At 65.3% G+C, this 15,432-nt stretch carries 17 protein-coding genes, 1 tRNA gene and 1 riboswitch; of the genes, 9 read left to right on the top strand and 9 right to left on the bottom strand.

All coding sequences use genetic code 11. The features are described from left to right. Positions 1-66: 66 nt before the first annotated feature. Positions 67-531 (bottom strand): GNAT family N-acetyltransferase, encoded by a 465-nt coding sequence (locus tag IVA79_RS33485; RefSeq protein WP_247561335.1) that lies wholly within the window; start codon positions 529-531, stop codon positions 67-69. A gap of 25 nt (positions 532-556) precedes the next feature. After that, a complete protein-coding gene (locus IVA79_RS33480; RefSeq protein ID WP_247561334.1) occupies positions 557-1,138 on the bottom strand; it encodes an XRE family transcriptional regulator in 582 nt (193 codons plus the stop codon). A 170-nt stretch (positions 1,139-1,308) separates the two neighbouring features. On the opposite strand from IVA79_RS33480, the gene IVA79_RS33475 reads away from it, so the two are divergent. After that, a complete protein-coding gene (locus IVA79_RS33475) occupies positions 1,309-2,301 on the top strand; it encodes an alpha/beta hydrolase (RefSeq protein ID WP_247561332.1) in 993 nt (330 codons plus the stop codon). 4 nt (positions 2,302-2,305) lie between these two features. Here IVA79_RS33475 and IVA79_RS33470 read toward each other — a convergent pair. Further along, positions 2,306-2,379: transfer RNA gene (locus IVA79_RS33470), tRNA-Gly, on the bottom strand. A gap of 174 nt (positions 2,380-2,553) precedes the next feature. On the opposite strand from IVA79_RS33470, the gene IVA79_RS33465 reads away from it, so the two are divergent. The 6 genes from IVA79_RS33465 to IVA79_RS33440 all read left to right on the top strand — a co-directional run bounded on the left by IVA79_RS33465 (position 2,554) and on the right by IVA79_RS33440 (position 6,055). Further along, on the top strand, positions 2,554-3,132 hold the full coding sequence (locus IVA79_RS33465) for a methylated-DNA--[protein]-cysteine S-methyltransferase (RefSeq protein WP_247561331.1): 579 nt from the start codon (positions 2,554-2,556) through the stop codon (positions 3,130-3,132). Positions 3,133-3,142: 10 nt separating this feature from the next. Next, positions 3,143-3,982, top strand: coding sequence for an AraC family transcriptional regulator (locus IVA79_RS33460; RefSeq protein WP_247561330.1), 840 nt, complete (start codon positions 3,143-3,145; stop codon positions 3,980-3,982). 129 nt (positions 3,983-4,111) lie between these two features. After that, complete coding sequence (locus IVA79_RS33455) at positions 4,112-4,471, top strand: hypothetical protein (RefSeq protein WP_247561328.1); 360 nt, start codon at positions 4,112-4,114, stop codon at positions 4,469-4,471. Positions 4,472-4,568: 97 nt separating this feature from the next. Beyond that, positions 4,569-4,928 carry a VOC family protein gene (locus IVA79_RS33450; protein WP_247561327.1) on the top strand — a complete coding sequence of 120 codons (360 nt, stop codon included), beginning with the start codon at positions 4,569-4,571 and terminating at the stop codon, positions 4,926-4,928. Positions 4,929-5,069: 141 nt separating this feature from the next. Continuing rightward, positions 5,070-5,468: an SRPBCC family protein gene (locus IVA79_RS33445; RefSeq protein ID WP_247561326.1), complete on the top strand. Its 399-nt coding sequence runs from the start codon at positions 5,070-5,072 to the stop codon at positions 5,466-5,468. Positions 5,469-5,581: 113 nt separating this feature from the next. Continuing rightward, complete coding sequence (locus tag IVA79_RS33440; RefSeq protein ID WP_247561324.1) at positions 5,582-6,055, top strand: hypothetical protein; 474 nt, start codon at positions 5,582-5,584, stop codon at positions 6,053-6,055. On the opposite strand, the gene IVA79_RS33435 is transcribed toward IVA79_RS33440, so the two are convergent. The 3 genes from IVA79_RS33435 to IVA79_RS33425 form a co-directional block, all read right to left on the bottom strand. Next, complete coding sequence (locus IVA79_RS33435; protein WP_247561322.1) at positions 6,052-7,497, bottom strand: MATE family efflux transporter; 1,446 nt, start codon at positions 7,495-7,497, stop codon at positions 6,052-6,054. The two genes, IVA79_RS33440 and IVA79_RS33435, sit on opposite strands and share 4 nt — an antisense overlap. Positions 7,498-7,663: 166 nt before the next feature. Beyond that, positions 7,664-8,716 carry a hypothetical protein gene (locus tag IVA79_RS33430; RefSeq protein WP_247561321.1) on the bottom strand — a complete coding sequence of 351 codons (1,053 nt, stop codon included), beginning with the start codon at positions 8,714-8,716 and terminating at the stop codon, positions 7,664-7,666. Between the two features lie 293 nt (positions 8,717-9,009). After that, positions 9,010-10,116: a 2'-deoxycytidine 5'-triphosphate deaminase gene (locus IVA79_RS33425; protein ID WP_247561319.1), complete on the bottom strand. Its 1,107-nt coding sequence runs from the start codon at positions 10,114-10,116 to the stop codon at positions 9,010-9,012. A gap of 110 nt (positions 10,117-10,226) precedes the next feature. Beyond that, a riboswitch (SAM riboswitch) is annotated at positions 10,227-10,306 on the top strand. Positions 10,307-10,381: 75 nt separating this feature from the next. On the opposite strand from IVA79_RS33425, the gene IVA79_RS33420 reads away from it, so the two are divergent. Further along, positions 10,382-11,569 (top strand): O-succinylhomoserine sulfhydrylase, encoded by a 1,188-nt coding sequence (locus tag IVA79_RS33420; RefSeq protein ID WP_247561317.1) that lies wholly within the window; start codon positions 10,382-10,384, stop codon positions 11,567-11,569. Between the two features lie 141 nt (positions 11,570-11,710). Here the strand turns inward: IVA79_RS33420 and IVA79_RS33415 are convergent, their stop codons facing one another. From IVA79_RS33415 to IVA79_RS33405, 3 genes are read right to left on the bottom strand one after another with little or no spacing between them, the layout of a single operon-like run. Then, complete coding sequence (locus tag IVA79_RS33415; RefSeq protein ID WP_247561315.1) at positions 11,711-12,703, bottom strand: SGNH/GDSL hydrolase family protein; 993 nt, start codon at positions 12,701-12,703, stop codon at positions 11,711-11,713. 18 nt (positions 12,704-12,721) lie between these two features. Next, positions 12,722-13,486 (bottom strand): SGNH/GDSL hydrolase family protein, encoded by a 765-nt coding sequence (locus IVA79_RS33410; RefSeq protein ID WP_247561314.1) that lies wholly within the window; start codon positions 13,484-13,486, stop codon positions 12,722-12,724. Beyond that, entirely contained in the window at positions 13,486-14,736 is a 1,251-nt protein-coding gene (locus IVA79_RS33405; RefSeq protein WP_247561313.1) for an OpgC domain-containing protein, read from the bottom strand. The genes IVA79_RS33410 and IVA79_RS33405 overlap by 1 nt, the downstream gene beginning before the upstream one ends. 178 nt (positions 14,737-14,914) lie before the next feature. Between IVA79_RS33405 and apaG the strand changes: the two genes are divergently transcribed. Then, positions 14,915-15,307, top strand: coding sequence for a Co2+/Mg2+ efflux protein ApaG (apaG, locus tag IVA79_RS33400; RefSeq protein ID WP_164718924.1), 393 nt, complete (start codon positions 14,915-14,917; stop codon positions 15,305-15,307). Positions 15,308-15,432: the final 125 nt, after the last annotated feature.

The following is a 15,432-nucleotide window of genomic DNA, read 5'->3' as shown; positions in this document are numbered from 1 at the left end:
CAACTCATTTTGAGGAGCAGGAGGCATTTTCAAGCTCGGATCGAACCAGGCTGCCCGGCCGGCAGGTCAGCCCCTGGTTAGGTCGAGCGTCAGGAACAGGCTGTTGGGATCCTCGACATAACCCTCGAACGGGCCGCAGGTGACGAAGCCGTGGGCCTGGTAGAGCGCAAGCGCCGGCTTGAAATAGTCCCATGAGCCGGTCTCGAGGCTGAGCCGCGTCAGGCCGCGCGCGCGGGCCTTCGTGATGATGTGGCGGAGCATCTGGCCGCCAAAGCCGCGCCGCCGGGTGGTCTGAAGCGTGTGCATCGACTTCACCTCGCCCTGGCTGGCCGAGAGCGTCTTCAGCGCGCCGGTGGCGATCAGTGTCTCGCCGTCCCATCCGGTCCAGAACGCGATATCCGGCGCGCGAAGGCCCGCCAGATCGAGCGCATGCGCACTGCCCGGTGCGGTCTGCGCCCGCGCTGCCGTGACGTGATGATCGAGCAGCGCGATGACGCGCGGATCATAGGTGTCGCCGGTCCGGATCTGCATCGTCAGGGCCTCACGCTCGATGATCTCACATCTTCCCGTAAGCAGAACCGCGCCGCGTGATGATGACGTAGCGCGCGTCCTCTTTGGTTTCGTTTTCGAAGATCACCGCGCGCATCACGTCGAAATCCAGGCAATCGCCCTCGCGCAGGCGCACCGTCTTGGCGTCGATGTACACGGCGATCGCACCCTCCAGCATCAACAGCTGCTGGGTGAAGGCGTTGCGGCCCCAGGGGCTGTACGGCACCCGCGCGCCGGCCGGCAAATCGACGACGATGATCTCGAGGCCGCTCGCCGCATCCGTCGGTGAGGCGTGCCGCCTTCGATAGCCGCTCTCGGGATCACGCCAGTGCGGCTGGTCGGCAAGCCGCACCAGCCGCTCCGGCGGCTTCTCGGCGAGCGCGACCACGTCGCTGAGCGATACGTCGAGCGCGGCGCAGAGCCTGCCGAGCAGTGACGCCGTCGCGCTGCTCTGCGCCCGCTCGACCCGCCCGATCATGGCCCGGCTCACACCGGAGCGGCCAGCGAGCTCGTTCAACGTCATGCCGGCTTGCGTCCGCAGCGTCTTCAAGCGGCGCCCGATCGCGCGGTCGAGTTTCTGCTGGTCCATGGCCCCAATCCAGATATCGCCCGGCGCAGGGTCCGCATCCGCCGGGCGAGAGCAGCTTAGGGCGGGCGAGGCGGGCGTGCCGGGAGCGAGAGGCTAACATATTAGAATCTTTGCCGAGCCGGCAGAGCGGATTAAAATGCGCCCATTCGCGATGACCGGGAGGCGATGACATGGGCGAGCCGACGCAGCGGAGGATCAAGGCGAACGGCATCAGCCTCAACGTCGCCGAGCAGGGCAAGGGGCCAATGGTGCTGCTCTGCCATGGCTTTCCGGAAGGTTGGTACTCCTGGCGCCACCAACTCGAGGCGCTCGCGGCGGCCGGCTACCACGCGGTCGCACCCGACATGCGCGGCTATGGCAAGAGTGACCGGCCCGAAGCGATCGATCAGTACACGATCCTCCACATGATCGGCGATCTCGTCGGCGTGCTCGACGCCTTCGAGGCGAAGGACGCCGTCATCGTCGGGCACGACTGGGGCGCGACGATCGCGTGGCACACAGCGCGCCTGCGGCCCGATCGCTTCCGCGCCGCCGCCATCCTCAGCGTGCCCTTTCGACCACGGAGTCCGGTGCGGCCGACAAGTGTCATGCCGCAAACGGCGGATGTGCAGTTCTATCAACTGTACTTCCAGGAGCCGGGTGTCGCCGAAGCGGAGTTCGAACGGGATCCGCGCGCAACGCTCGGTGCCATGCTCTATGGCGGCTCCGGTGAAGGGGCGTCGGCGATCCGCGCCAATGCCGAGCGCGCCAGCAGGACCGTTGGCGTCGGCATGGTCTCGCGCCAGGACGGCATGTTGCCGAAGGTGCAGGTGCCGCTTCCGTCGTGGCTGAGCGCCGCCGACCTCGACCATTACGGTACTGAATTTGCCCGCAGCGGATTTCGCGGACCGCTCAACTACTACCGCAACATCGATCACAACTGGGAGCTGATGGGTGCCTTCGAGGGCGTGAAGGTGGCCGTGCCTTCGCTCTTCATCGCCGGCGATCACGACATGGTCGTCGCCTTCCCCGGCGCCGCCGAGCATCTCGCCAACATGAAGCAATGGGTGCCGCAGCTGCGCGAGATCAGGATGCTACCCGGCTGCGGACACTGGACGCAGCAGGAGCGGCCGGCGGAGGTGAATGCAGCGATCGTGGAATTCCTGCGAAGCCTGCCGAACTAAGTGTTGGAGCGGGCGAAGGGAATCGAACCCTCGTATGCAGCTTGGGAAGCTGCCGTTCTACCATTGAACTACGCCCGCGGATGCGCTGGTCACGCCGGTTCTGATTAGCCGAGACGGCGCGTCCCGCCAAGCGGTTTGGCGCATTCGGCCCGACGCTCCTTAACTTTTCGGTAAGATTTTGGGTGCGCCGGATTGTGGCGGTGTTATGATCTCCGTGTCTGGGGAGAGACGTGCACTGAGTGGGGCGTGTGCATGGTGGGGCGCGGCTATTCGATATTCGACACGGCCATAGGCCGCTGCGGCATCATCTGGAGCGGCACCGGCGTCGTCGCCGTGCAGTTGCCGGAGGCGCGGGAGATCGACACCCGCCGCCGGATCTTTCAGGTCCATCCCGAGGCGCGCGAGCAACGGCCGTGCCAAAATGCCGAGCTTGCAATCGAGGGCATCGTGATCCTGCTGCAAGGCCGCGATCCCGATTTTTCCGAGGTCAGCCTGGATGCCGGCGGCGTGCCCGGCTTCAATCGGCGCGTCTATGAGTTCGCCTGCTCCATTCCGCGCGGGGAAACACGCACCTATCACGAGGTCGCCAAGGCGCTCGGCGCCTCGGGCGCGGCGCATTCGGTGGCGCAGGCAGTCGCCAAAAATCCCTACATGCTGATCGTGCCCTGCCATCGGGTGCTGGAGGCCGGCAATTACACCGACCGGCTCTCGCCCTATGGCGGGGTGATCTCGAAGCGGCGGCTGCTGGCGCTGGAGGGCGCCCATCCCGTCGCCAGCAAGACGCTGTTCGAGGTGCTGCTGCCCGTTGCTCCGCCGAGGCCGTCCACCTAGATAAGGTGGCATGGATGCGACCCCGCTGCTGACGTCACAATCGATCACGGTCTTCGAGTTTCGCTGCGATGCGGGACCAGGCGATACGCCATTTGCCGAATGCCGCACCGGGCATTCCATCGCCTATGTCCGCTCGGGCAGCTTCGGCTGCCATTGCCGCGCCGGCTTCTTCGAGCTGGTGGCGGGCTCGATGCTGGTCGGCGCGCCCGGCGAGGAATACACCTGCACCCATGAGCATGTCAGCGGCGATGTCTGCCTGGGGTTCTTCCTCAGCGCGGACATGGTCGATGCCCTCGGTGGGCGGCGTGAGATCTGGCGGGTCGGCGCCATGCCGCCGCTGCCCGAATTGATGGTGCTGGGCGAGCTCGCCCAGACGGCGGCAGATGGCAACAGCGACATCGGTCTCGACGAAGTCGGCCAGATCCTGGCGGGACGTTTTGTCGACGTCGTCTCGGGCAAGGCGCGCAAGCCGGCCACACCGACCGCGCGCGACCGCCGCCGCGCCGTCGAGGCCGCGCTGTGGATCGACGACAACTCGCATGAAGAGGTCGATCTCGAACAGGCAGCAAACCAGGCGGGCCTCAGCCCATTCCACTTCCTGCGGCTGTTCTCGAGCGTGCTCGGCGTCACCCCGCATCAATATCTGGTGCGCTCACGGCTGCGGCACGCGGCACGGCTGCTCGCCGATGACGGCATCGCGGTCACCGATGTCGCCTATGACGTCGGCTTCGGCGATCTCTCCAACTTCGTCCGCACCTTCCACCGCGCTGCCGGCGTGTCGCCGACCAAGTTCCGCCAGGCCTCGAAGGGGGAACGCAGCATCTTCGCCGAACGCCTCGTCCTCAACTGAGACAGGTCGGCCGCCTTCGCGGGTAATAGTCTGTTGACCAGACGGACGCGTCGCACTGGGCTTACGGCAGGCCGCGCGATACTACAACCCAAGAGCGAATGAGCGCTCTCTCAGTGCGGCGAGCGGCGGATGAACAGTGCCCCGAATGACGTGATTGCGGCCACAGCGGTCGCGCTTGCCGTAGGCCTCGCCTTCATCGCCGGCTGCGCCGTCTATTATGGCCGCCAGATCACCTCGCGCAGGATTCCGATGCAGTGGGGCACTGACGGTCAGCCGGCCTGGTTCGCACCACGCCTGATCGGGCTCTGGTTCAGCTTCGGCGTCACGGCGTCGCTGTCCGCGTTCCTGCTCGTTCTCGCCCTTCACGACCCGCAAAAGCTCACAGCGCTGATCGTCGCAACGGTCAGTGTGATCGGAACCAACATGTGGGTTCAGGTCTCACACCTGAAACGGGTGATCCGGTGGCAATCGGAGGCACCGGCGAACTAGCCGGGCGCAAGATTCTCCAAGAATCGCCCCCCTTACCTTGGCTAGGTTCGTCTCCGGCGCGCGCCAGTTGCGGCGCGCTTTGCAAATGGAGACAAGCATGTACGACCACATCGGACTTCGCGTTGCCGATCTCGACGCCGCGACGCGCTTCTACGGCGCGGTGCTGGCGCCGCTCGGCTATGTCCTGTGCTCCAGCGGCGACGGTTATGCCGGCTTCGGCCCCAAGGGCGAGCCCGCGCTCTGGCTGCACCTCAACAAGGGCCGCAAGGCCGACGGCGCGCACATTGCGTTTCGCGCCAAGGACCATGACGCGGTCAAGGCGTTCTACAGCGAGGGCCTGAACAGCGGCGGCCGTGACAATGGCGGCGCGGGTCCGCGCAAGGATTACAGCCCGACTTACTATGCGGCGTTTTTGATCGATCCTGACGGCAACAATGTCGAAGCGGTTTGCACGTGAGCGTCAGCCGCTAGCGAGATCTCGTAGGGTGGGCAAAGCGGAAGCGTGCCCACCAACTGCCCGCGACAATGCCGATAAATGGTGGGCACGGCGCCATGCGCCTTTGCCCATTCTACAAATTCCACCTGATAGGAAACTCCCATGGCCTCCATCCACAACGACATCCCCATCAACACCCCCGCACGCGACGTCTGGGACGCGGTGCGCGACTTCGGCGCGCTGCATCAACGGCTGGCGCCGGGCTTCGTCACCGCCTGCACGCTCGACGGCGATGCGCGCATCGTCACCTTCGCCAACGGGTCGGTGGCACGCGAGGTGCTGGTCGATTGCGACGATGCGCGGCGGCGCCTCGTCTACGCCATCAACAACGAACGACTGAAGCACTACAGCGCCTCGGTGCAGGTGATTGCCGACGGTGAGACGCGATGCCGCCTGGTCTGGATCATCGACATGCTGCCGAACGAGCTTGCGCCCTACGTTCAGGGGCAGACCAAGGAGGCCGTGGCCGCGATACACCGGGCGTTTCCGCCCGCGGCCTGATCCTCCTCTGTGAATTTTCTCACAGAGCTCGCTCCTCGCCGGCCGTAACCATCGCGGCGTGCGTCCGGTTGGCTCCGCTCTCCCGGCGGCGCTGCGCACGCGAGGAGCATGCCATGAGAGGTGCGGACAAGGTGATCTGCCAGGCGGCCGCCGTGTTGCTGCTGTTTTCCGTCGCGAGCTCGCCGGCGAAGGCGCAGTTCCTCGGCGGCGGAGGTGCCGGCGGCGAGGACATGATGACCCAGATGGCGCCGATGCTGGAGATGATGAAGGCGAAGATGGGCAAGCGCCGCTTCGCCATGATGATGCAGACCATGGGCCCGATGATGAGCCGCATGATGGAGAATGGCGGCGGCGGATTCGGTGGTGGCCTTGGCGGCATGATGGGCGGCGGCGGTTTCGGCGCGCCCAATTACGGCGGCACCACGCCGACGGGCGGCGGCTATGTGCCGACCGGCGTCGGCGGCGGCGACATCATGGGCATGCTCGGTGGTTCCGGTGGCGGCGACATGATGGCGATGATCCCGCAGCTGATGCGGCTCGCCAATGTCGGCGGCGGCAGCGGCCATCGCCGCCGCAGGCATCACTAGTCTGCAACACCCGAGAGAGCCGACCTGATCGCAGCCTTGCTCACGCGCGGTCCCCAGCGCGTCAGCAGCACGCTGGAGGATGACAGCAGGCCGAGCACGACCATCGAGCTCGCGGCCAGCCAGAAAAAACTCTGCGCGGTGGCCTCGTGGGTCGACAGCCACCAGCCGACGGCGGAGATGTAGATCAGCCGGGCCGTCTGCGCCAGCACCGGCCCGATCACCTTGGCGGCGCCTTGCGATGAGAAATACATCGTCGTGGCGAGGCCGAAAAACGCGTAGAACGGCCCTACCGTCGAGAGATATTGATGGCTCGCCGCGCGCACGACCGCGCTGTCGGTGAAGATATTGATCCAGAGATCGGGGAACATCGCAACGACGCAGGCCGGCGCACCGACGGCCACGAAGGCGGCAGCACTGGCGATCCAGGCGACGCGCCTCGCGCGCGCGATGTTGCCGGCGCCGATCGCCATGCCGACCATCGGCACACAGGCGATGCCGAACGAGAACGCGATCGAGGTCAGCAGGAATTCGAGCCGCGCGCCGATGCCGTAGCCGGCGAGAATCGCGGTGCCGAACTTCGCCAGCATGTGGGTGAAGATCGAGATCGTCAGCACCGACTGCAGGGGCGAGAAGCAGGCGATGGCGCCGACCTTGAGGATGTCGAAAAACATCGCCCATTGGATGCGCAGGCCGCGCAGCTTCGGCGTGACGCGCGCACGACCCGAGAACAGGTACCAGCCCATGATGCAGATGTTCATGCAATAGGCGATCAGCGCGCCGGCCGCGACGCCGCGCATGCCGAACTGCGGCACCGGCCCGAGCCCGAGGCCGAGCGTGCCGCCGAGCACGATCTGCCAGGCCGCGGAGTTGAGGATCAGGAACGACGGCAGCTTCATGTTGCCGGTGCCGCGCAGCACGCCGGCCATGGTGTTGAGCAGCCAGGGCAGCACAGCGCCGCCGAAAAACACCTGCGTGTAGGCGATCGCATGCGTCAGCACATCGCCGCGCCCGCCGAGCATTTCCAGCACCTTGGGCCCGAAGATCAGCATGCCCAGCATGAAGACGAGGCCGAAGCTGATGCCGATCAGCATCGCGTGCATGGCGAGCGTGCCGGCGCGCTCGCGGTCGCCGGCGCCGAGCGCGCGCGCAATGGCGGACGCCACCGCACCGCCCATGGCACCGCCCGACATCGTCATGGTCAGAATGATCGTCGGAAACACCAGCGCCATCGCCGCCAGCGCCTCGACGCCGAGCCGGCCGATATAGGAGGTCTCCGCGATCACCGTGCAGGTGCCGGCCGACAGCGCGATCACGTTGGGCCAGGCGAGGCCGAGCAGCGTGCGCAGGATCGGCCCGTCGGTCAGCGCGCTTCGCACCGGCCGCGGGGGCGGCGGCAGCGGACGCTCTTGCTCATCGACCGGGATTTCGGCGATGTCGGACATATCCTCTCCGGGGCACGAGCGCTCTTTGCGGCGCGGCAATGCGTAGGTGTGACAATAAATCTGTACGCGCGCAGGGCGCAGTGAGAGCTTGTTAGCACGGCGCGAAGCGATTGCTCCTGCGCCAGATGCAAGCGTGCCCTGCGGCAGCGCATTTCGATGGGTGAAGCTATTCGACCGTCCAGACCAGCGGCGGGCGGCCGCCTGCGGCGGTGCGCATCTGCACGCCGATGTGCCGGCCGCATCCCGCAGCCAGGCCTTCGAACAATCCTTCCAGCACCTTGGCACAGGTGCGGTGATAGTCCGTGACGTCATCCATCAGCTTCCAGCTCTGCTGGCGAATTTCGAAGCTGCCTTCGGATTGCGCGGTCTCCGCCGCATCATCCTGCGCGGCGAACAGCGCGCCCAGGAACGATGCGAACTCGCTTGCACCGCCGCGGCTCATCGCCAGCGCGGCGGCGACGTCGTCGAAGTATTGCATGCCGATCAGCTTGCCGGTGAGATGCAACAGATAGCCGGCGTCTTCCGGGCCGAACAGCTGCACCATCACGGGCGCGGCGGTGCGGACATATTCCATCGCGTAATTGCGATAGGCTTTCTCCAGACGCGCCTTCGGCCAGCTCGCCAGCGGCAAGGCCGGCGCGGTCTTCGCATCGAACAGCGGTGCTTCGAGATGGCGGGCGAACACGAGCCGCTGGTCCAGCTCGAGTGGGTGGTCGTATTGGTGGTAATAGCCTTCGAGCCCGTCCTGGCCGTCGACGCTCTGCTTGGTGCAGACGAAGCCGAGCCTGAGATCACCGAGGGCTGCGCCATTGTTGGCGTGCCAGCCGCGCAGCATCGCGCGGGAAACCTCGCCCGGCACGCCGCAGATCGCCGTGCCCTTCCAGATCCAGCGCGGCGGCGGATAACGGATCCAGGCCTTGGAGTCGCTCTCATGCATGTATTCGACATGCACGCCACCGATCCAGTTGGAGAGATAGTGATATTGCGCGGCCGCCACCGCCGGCGGCAAATGATCGATGCCGAGCTTCCTAAGCCCCGGCAGGAAGCGCTCCTGCTGCTGGCGGCGGAACACCCGGAAGACGAACTCGGCGGCGTCCGCAGGTCCGCGCCGCGTGACGACGGTGAGGATGAGCCCGGTGAAACAGGCGTGATAGAGGTCAGCGACCGCGCGCCAGCGCTTCCATTGGGCTTGCTGCTGCGCTGTGTCTGGTGCGTTCACCGTTTCACTCCCGACTTATTTTGAGGAGTGTGTCATCGTGGCTGATGCGACGCAACCAGACGCACATTCGGTGTCATCGCCCGCCTTGTGCGCAATTGCGCACTGGGGCGGGCGATCCAGTATTCCAGAGGCGGTTGTGATTGAATCGAGACGCCGCGGCGTACTGGATTCCCCGCCTTCGCGGGGAATGACGGCGGTGCAAATTTGCTTGGATCGTAGCCCGCATGAGCGAAGCGATATGCGGGGACACTGTTCCCGGATGTCGCTGCGCTCATCCGGGCTACGGAATATTGCTACACCCGGAAATGCTTGCTCAGCTTCAGCCCCTGAGCCTGGTAGTTGGAACCGATGCGCTGGCCGTACATCGCGTCGGGACGGGCCAGCATCTTCTCGTAGACGAGGCGGCCGACGATCTGGCCGTGCTCGAGGATGAACGGCACTTCGCGCGAACGCACCTCGAGCACAGCACGCGATCCGAGCCCGCCGGCGCCGGCATAGCCGAAGCCGGGATCGAAGAATCCGGCATAGTGCACGCGAAATTCGCCGACCAGGGGATCGAACGGCACCATCTCCGCGGCGTAGTCGGGCGGCACCTGCACGGCTTCCTTCGAGGCGAGGATGTAGAACTCGCCGGGATCGAGGATCAGGCTGCCGTCGGGACGGGCCGAGATCGGCTCCCAGAAATCTTCGATCGCGTAGCCGGAGCGGCGATCGACGTCGACGACACCGGTGTGGCGCTTGGCGCGGTAACCGACGAAGCCGCTGCCTTTCTCGCCGGAGAGATCGACGGAGACAGCGACGCCGCCCGAGAGATCAGCATCGTCGATGTCGACAAGGCGCTCGGCGGCATGCAGGCTATCGAGCTCGTCGGCGTTGAGGATGGCATCACCGGTGCGGAAGCGCACCTGGCTCAGACGCGAGCCCTCGCTGACCAGCACCGGAAACGTCTTCGGGCTGATCTCGGCATAGAGTGGACCGTGATAGCCGGCGCCGATCATGTCGAAGCGGCGGGTGCCGTCGGCGATCACGCGGGTGAAGACGTCGAGCCGGCCGGTGGAGCTCTTCGGATTGGCGGCCGCGACGATCTCCGGCGGCAGCGCCAGGCTTTCCAGCAGCGGCACGATGTAGACGCAGTTGGTCTCCAGCACCGCGCCGTCGGCGAGGCTGAACTCGTGCAGCTTCAACTCATCGATGCGCTCGGCCACCGTGGCGCCGGGACCGGGCAGGAAGCTGGCGCGCACGCGATAGGCGATGTCGCCGAGACGCAGATCGAGGCTCGCCGGCTGGATCTGGCTCTCGACGAAGTCGTAGGCAGGCAGGATGAGGCCCGCCTCCGCCATCGCCGCGATCATGCGGTCGGGCAGGATACCATTGGCGTCGGGCGCGACCGTGAACGTCAACCGGGGATCCTCATCAGGGGTCAAATGCATCCGGACATGCGGGAAATACAAGCCTTTTACGGCTATCCGATGGACGCCTTGACGAAAAGGGCATTGCGGAATATGAGCATCACTTATCCCGTGGTGATTTGAGCCGGCCGGCTTGCAGCCACGTTAAATAAGTCGCTAAACAGGCCGGGGACCTCTGTGATCCCGGCCCGTGGAGATATCCAGGCCGGTTTTTTTGTGACCGTTTTTACGTCAAACGGTCATGTCGGAGGGTCCTATGTCGAAGTCGCCTGCTGCTTACCGTCCCGAAACCCGCCTGGTCCATTCCGGCACCCTGCGCTCGCAATATGGCGAGACGTCGGAGGCGCTGTTCCTGACGCAGGGCTACGTCTACAACAGCGCCGAGGAGTGCGAGGCGCGGTTCAAGGGCGAGGACCCCGGCTTCATCTATTCGCGCTACTCCAATCCCACCATCGCGATGTTCGAGCGCCGCATGATCGAGCTCGAGGGCGCCGAGGCCGCCCGCTCGGCGGCAACCGGCATGGCCGCGGTGACGACCGCGATCCTGGCACCGCTCAAGGCCGGCGATCACGTCGTCGCCTCCCGCGCGCTGTTCGGCTCGTGCCTCTACGTCATTCAGGACCTGCTGCCACGCTACGGCATCGAGACCACGCTGGTCGACGGGCTCGATCTCGACCAATGGCAGCGCGCGGTGCGGCCGAACACCAAGACGTTCTTTCTGGAGAGCCCGACCAACCCGACGCTGGACGTGCTCGACATTCCCTCAATTGCCGAGATCGCGCACAAGGGCGGCGCGCGGCTCGTCGTCGACAACGTGTTCGCAACGCCGATCTGGCAGAGCCCGCTGGCGCTCGGGGCCGACGTCGTGGTCTATTCCGCGACCAAGCATATCGACGGCCAGGGCCGCTGCCTCGGCGGCATCATCCTGTCCTCGGAAGCCTTCATCGCCGAGCACATCCACAATTTCATGCGCCAGACCGGCCCGTCGATCTCGCCGTTCAATGCCTGGGTTCTGCTCAAGGGCCTGGAGACGCTGGCCGTGCGCGTACGCGCGCAGACCGATACCGCGGCGCGCATCGCCGAGGTGCTGGCGAGCCATCCGAAGATCGCACGGCTGGTCTATCCCGGCCGCGCCGATCATCCGCAGGCAGCGCTGGTGAAAAAGCAGATGCGCGGCGGCTCGACCCTGGTCGGCTTCGAGGTCAAGGGCGGCAAGCAGGCCGCGTTCCGCGTGCTCAACGCGCTCAAGCTTGCGAGAATCTCGAACAATCTCGGCGATGCCAAGAGCCTCGTCACGCATCCGGCGACCACGACGCATCAGCGCCTGAAGCCGGAAGACCGCGCCGCCCTCGGCATCGGCGAAGGCTTCATCCGCTTCTCCGCGGGGCTCGAGCACGCGGATGATCTGATCGAGGATCTGACCGCGGCGCTGGAGAAGGCGTGAGGCGACGAAGGTCTCGTAGGGTGGATTAGCCCTGCGACTGCGCGAAGCGCGGTTCGCACGGCGTAATCCACCAACTTCGTTCCGCAATCGTTGATGCATGGTGGGTTACGGCTTCGCCTAACCCACCCTACGGCACCGTCTCTACATCGGCCGATACGTGCGCACATCCGCCGGCACGTTCACCCCGAGCTTGATCTGGCCGACGGAGCGGATGATGTCGTCGCCGAGCAGCTGGGCGAAGCAAGCATAGCCCCAATCGTTCATGTGCAGACCATCGGCGATGACGAAGCTCTCGACCGGGATCGATTGGTTCTCGTGCCAGTCACGCATCACCTCGAAGCGCGGGAAGATGCCGACATGACGCAGCTCGGCGACGTTGCCGAGCAGCTTGATCATCTTGCCGGCGCTCTCTTTGCGCTGGTTGACGGCCGGGGAATATTGCGGATCGACCAGCACGATGTCGGTGCCGCCCGCGGCCTGGATGCGGCTGATGCCGTCCTCGACCAGTTTTGCGGTGTCGGCGGGATCGAGATTGCGCAGCACGGCGTTGGTGCCGACCTGCCAGATCACGAGATCCGGATGCACGTCGATCACCTGCGTCTGCAGGCGCTTCATCATCTCCGGCGCGTCCTCGCCGCCGACGCCGGCATTGACGACGGTGATGTCGGCGGTCGGATAGTGCCGGCGCAGCTGCGCGGCAAGACGGTTCGGATAGTTGAACTCCGGCGAGGTCGCGCCGAAACCCGCGGTCGACGACGAGCCGAACGCGACGATGACGACGGGCTGGCCAGCGACGAGCTTGCTTGCGACATGCGGCAGCGTGCCCATCGCCTTCGAGCCCCCCTTCGGCGGCAGGCAGGGCACGCGGCTGAAGATGTCGGCGGCGGATTTGGCGGCCTGCTTCACCTTGTCGACGGCGCGCGCGGTGACGCCGCGCTGCTCGGACGAGGTCGCTGCGACGGTGGTCTGGGAGGGCGAAGCGGAAGCGGGATCAGCCGGCTGCGCGGGTGCGGGCGTCGCCTGCGTGGCCGGCGCCTGCGCAAGCGACTGCGAGGCCGGCGTCAGCAACAACAGCACTGCGGCTGCAGGTGCGGCCAACCATGTCGTCAGGCAAAAAGGGCGGAGAGAACTCATTAACGCTAGACCTCAATTTTACTGCTGGGCCGGCTCCAGATGGGCAGCGTCAATCACGAACTGTGCCAACGCCCGGCCAAGGCAATCATGGACCTGTTTCGCCAGCTCGGGCCCGCGGGACGGGCTGAACAGGTCGAACTGACCCTGATCATTCCACTGCCGCATGATCGCGAAACGATCGAACAGCGGAATATCGTGCTCCTGCGCCACCACGCGCATATTATCGAGAAACGGTTGCGCCGAGATCATCGTTTCGGTGCGCGGGCTGTACTGCAAATTCATCAAGACGACGTCGGTCCCTGCCTTTTGCAACGCAACAACCCCTGTCGTCACGGCGCTACGAAATTCGTCGGGATCGATGGATCGGATGGCATCCACGGTCCCGGTCTGCCAGATGACCAAAGTAGGCGTTTTTGCTTCTATCAGCTTAACGAAGGTGGAGGCGGCCTCCTCCGCCGTTCTCTTGCTCTGTATTTCTACGGAGACGTGCACCACCTCGGACGCCGGCAGCTTCTCCTTGAGGATCGCCTCCATGCGCGCCGGATAGGAGCTGCTTTCCGAAGACGGAATCGTGGTCGAGCGGCTGCCGATGACGAGGATGTCGAGCGGTTTGCCGGCCTTGACGGCATCGGCGACCTTGGGAAGCCGGCTTTCGCTGGTCAGCAGATAGGACGGCAATTCGCACGCCGCGGGCGCGGCAGGCGCAGCATCGCCCGCGCGCGCCGTGGGCGCGGCGAGGTTACCGCATAGCAGGACCAGGCTCAGGAGAACCTTCGCCTTCATCAGCCCCCTCCCGCCAGATCGGCGTTGCCGACGGCGTTTTTGGTTTTCGCACCGCTCTTGTCAGCCACCCGCTTGTACCACGAAATCACCCACGCCACGCCCCACATGATCAGGACCCCGGAGAGACTAATCAGCGCATGCATGGCTGCGCCGCCGGAGACTTCGGCGAGAATGAAATGGCCGGCGAAGGCCAGGAAGACGCCGAGGCAGAAGATCTCGAGCGAATGTTGCCCGCATAGAATCAATGGTCGCAGCCAGCGCGATTTCAAGCCCGGCCAATCCCGGGGTAGAAAGCGCACGGTCAGCGCGGCCAGCGCCAGGAAATGCGTGAAGCGCAGCACGTCCAGGTCGGTCTTGTCGATCGGGTACATCCACTGCTCGATCCGCCTCGGCATGAAGTGGGAGAGCTGCGGCACGTACCAGGTCAACGTCACGCAGAACGCCGCCGCGAGATAGGCGATCGATATCCACATCGTCACGGGCGAGGCCAGGATGCGCGACATCCGTCGCGCACCTCCGAGCGCGCACCATGCACCGAACACGAACAGCAGCTGCCAGGCGAAGGGATTGAAGGCCCAGAAGCCGTTCGGATAGGCCGAGAGGTAAAGGTCGTATTCCCAGGTGACCGCATAGAGCGCGACCGAGAGGCCGAGCGTGAAGTCCGGGCGCCATTTCATCGACCACAGGATCAGCGGCAGCGCCAGCATCAGCACGATGTAGAGCGGCAGCACGTCCATGTTGACGGGACGGAAGCGCAGCAGCAGCGCCTGCACGATGGTGACGTCGGGCTGCTTGAGGAAATCCAGGATGCCCATTTCCTCGGTGTAGAGCGGGTTCTCGAACCTGGTCGCGACATAGGAGATTTCCGCGAGGAAGATCGTGAACAGGAAGACGTGGGCGACGTAGATCTGCCAGACCCGGCGCAGGATGCGCGCGGTGGCGATGAGGACGCCGCTCTCCAGCATCGCCCTGCCGTAGACGAAGGCGGCGGTGTAGCCGGAGATGAAGATGAAGATCTCGGTGGCATCGCTGAAGCCGTAATTGCGGATCGTGAACCACGTCAACAGACTGGCCGGCAGATGGTCGATGAAGATCAGCCACAGCGCGAGGCCGCGAAACAGGTCGAGCCGGAGCTCGCGCTCGCCGATGGCGGGCAGCGTGATGGCCGATGCGGACGCGCGCGGCTTCGCGCCTGCAGGCTTTGCGGTTCCCGCGATCGTCTGTCCCGTCACTTGGTCGGCAATGCTCATCGGGGGCCAAAAACCCTTCCGCAAATCGCGACGTGTCTAGGAGTGTACCGGTCCGGTCGTCATCTCGCAAAGCGGCCGGATCTTCGGGGTGTCATTCCCTTCGAATTCTGGCGGGACGATGTCGCCAAAGCCGCCCGCGGCGTTTGGTTCCGGAGCCGGATTTCGGTATGGTAGCAACATGTACCGCGCCGTGACCCGCCAGATCGAAGTGACCGTCGAGCCGAACTTTGTTCCGGAGCAGTCGTCGGCCGACCGCTCCCGCTACTTCTGGTCCTACACCATCGTCATCACCAATTCCGGCGAGGAGACCGTGCAGCTCAAGACGCGGCACTGGATCATCACCGATGCCTCCGGCCGCCAGCAGGAGGTGAAGGGCGAGGGCGTGGTCGGCGAGCAGCCGATCCTGGCCCCCGGCGAGCGCTTCGAATATACCTCAGGCGTGCCACTCTCGACCGCCTCCGGCTTCATGACCGGCCGCTACCAGATGGTCAGCGAAAGCGGCGAGCGCTTCGAGATCGACGTGCCCGCGTTCTCGCTCGACAGCCCGGACAGCAAGCGGGTGTTGAACTGAGGCAGTGCCGTAAGGTGGGCAAAGCGACTTGTCCGCCATAGCTCGAAAAGCTAAGGCGGAAGCGTGCCCACGTATCTTTCGCGGCGGAGAGAGATCGTGGGCACGGCGCAAGTGCGCCTTTGCCC

The sequence above is a fragment of the Bradyrhizobium sp. 138 genome, from assembly GCF_023074075.1.
Classification (GTDB): domain Bacteria; phylum Pseudomonadota; class Alphaproteobacteria; order Rhizobiales; family Xanthobacteraceae; genus Bradyrhizobium.
The sequence above is the reverse complement of the archived record's forward strand: the minus strand, read 5'-3'. Positions and strand labels throughout refer to the sequence as shown.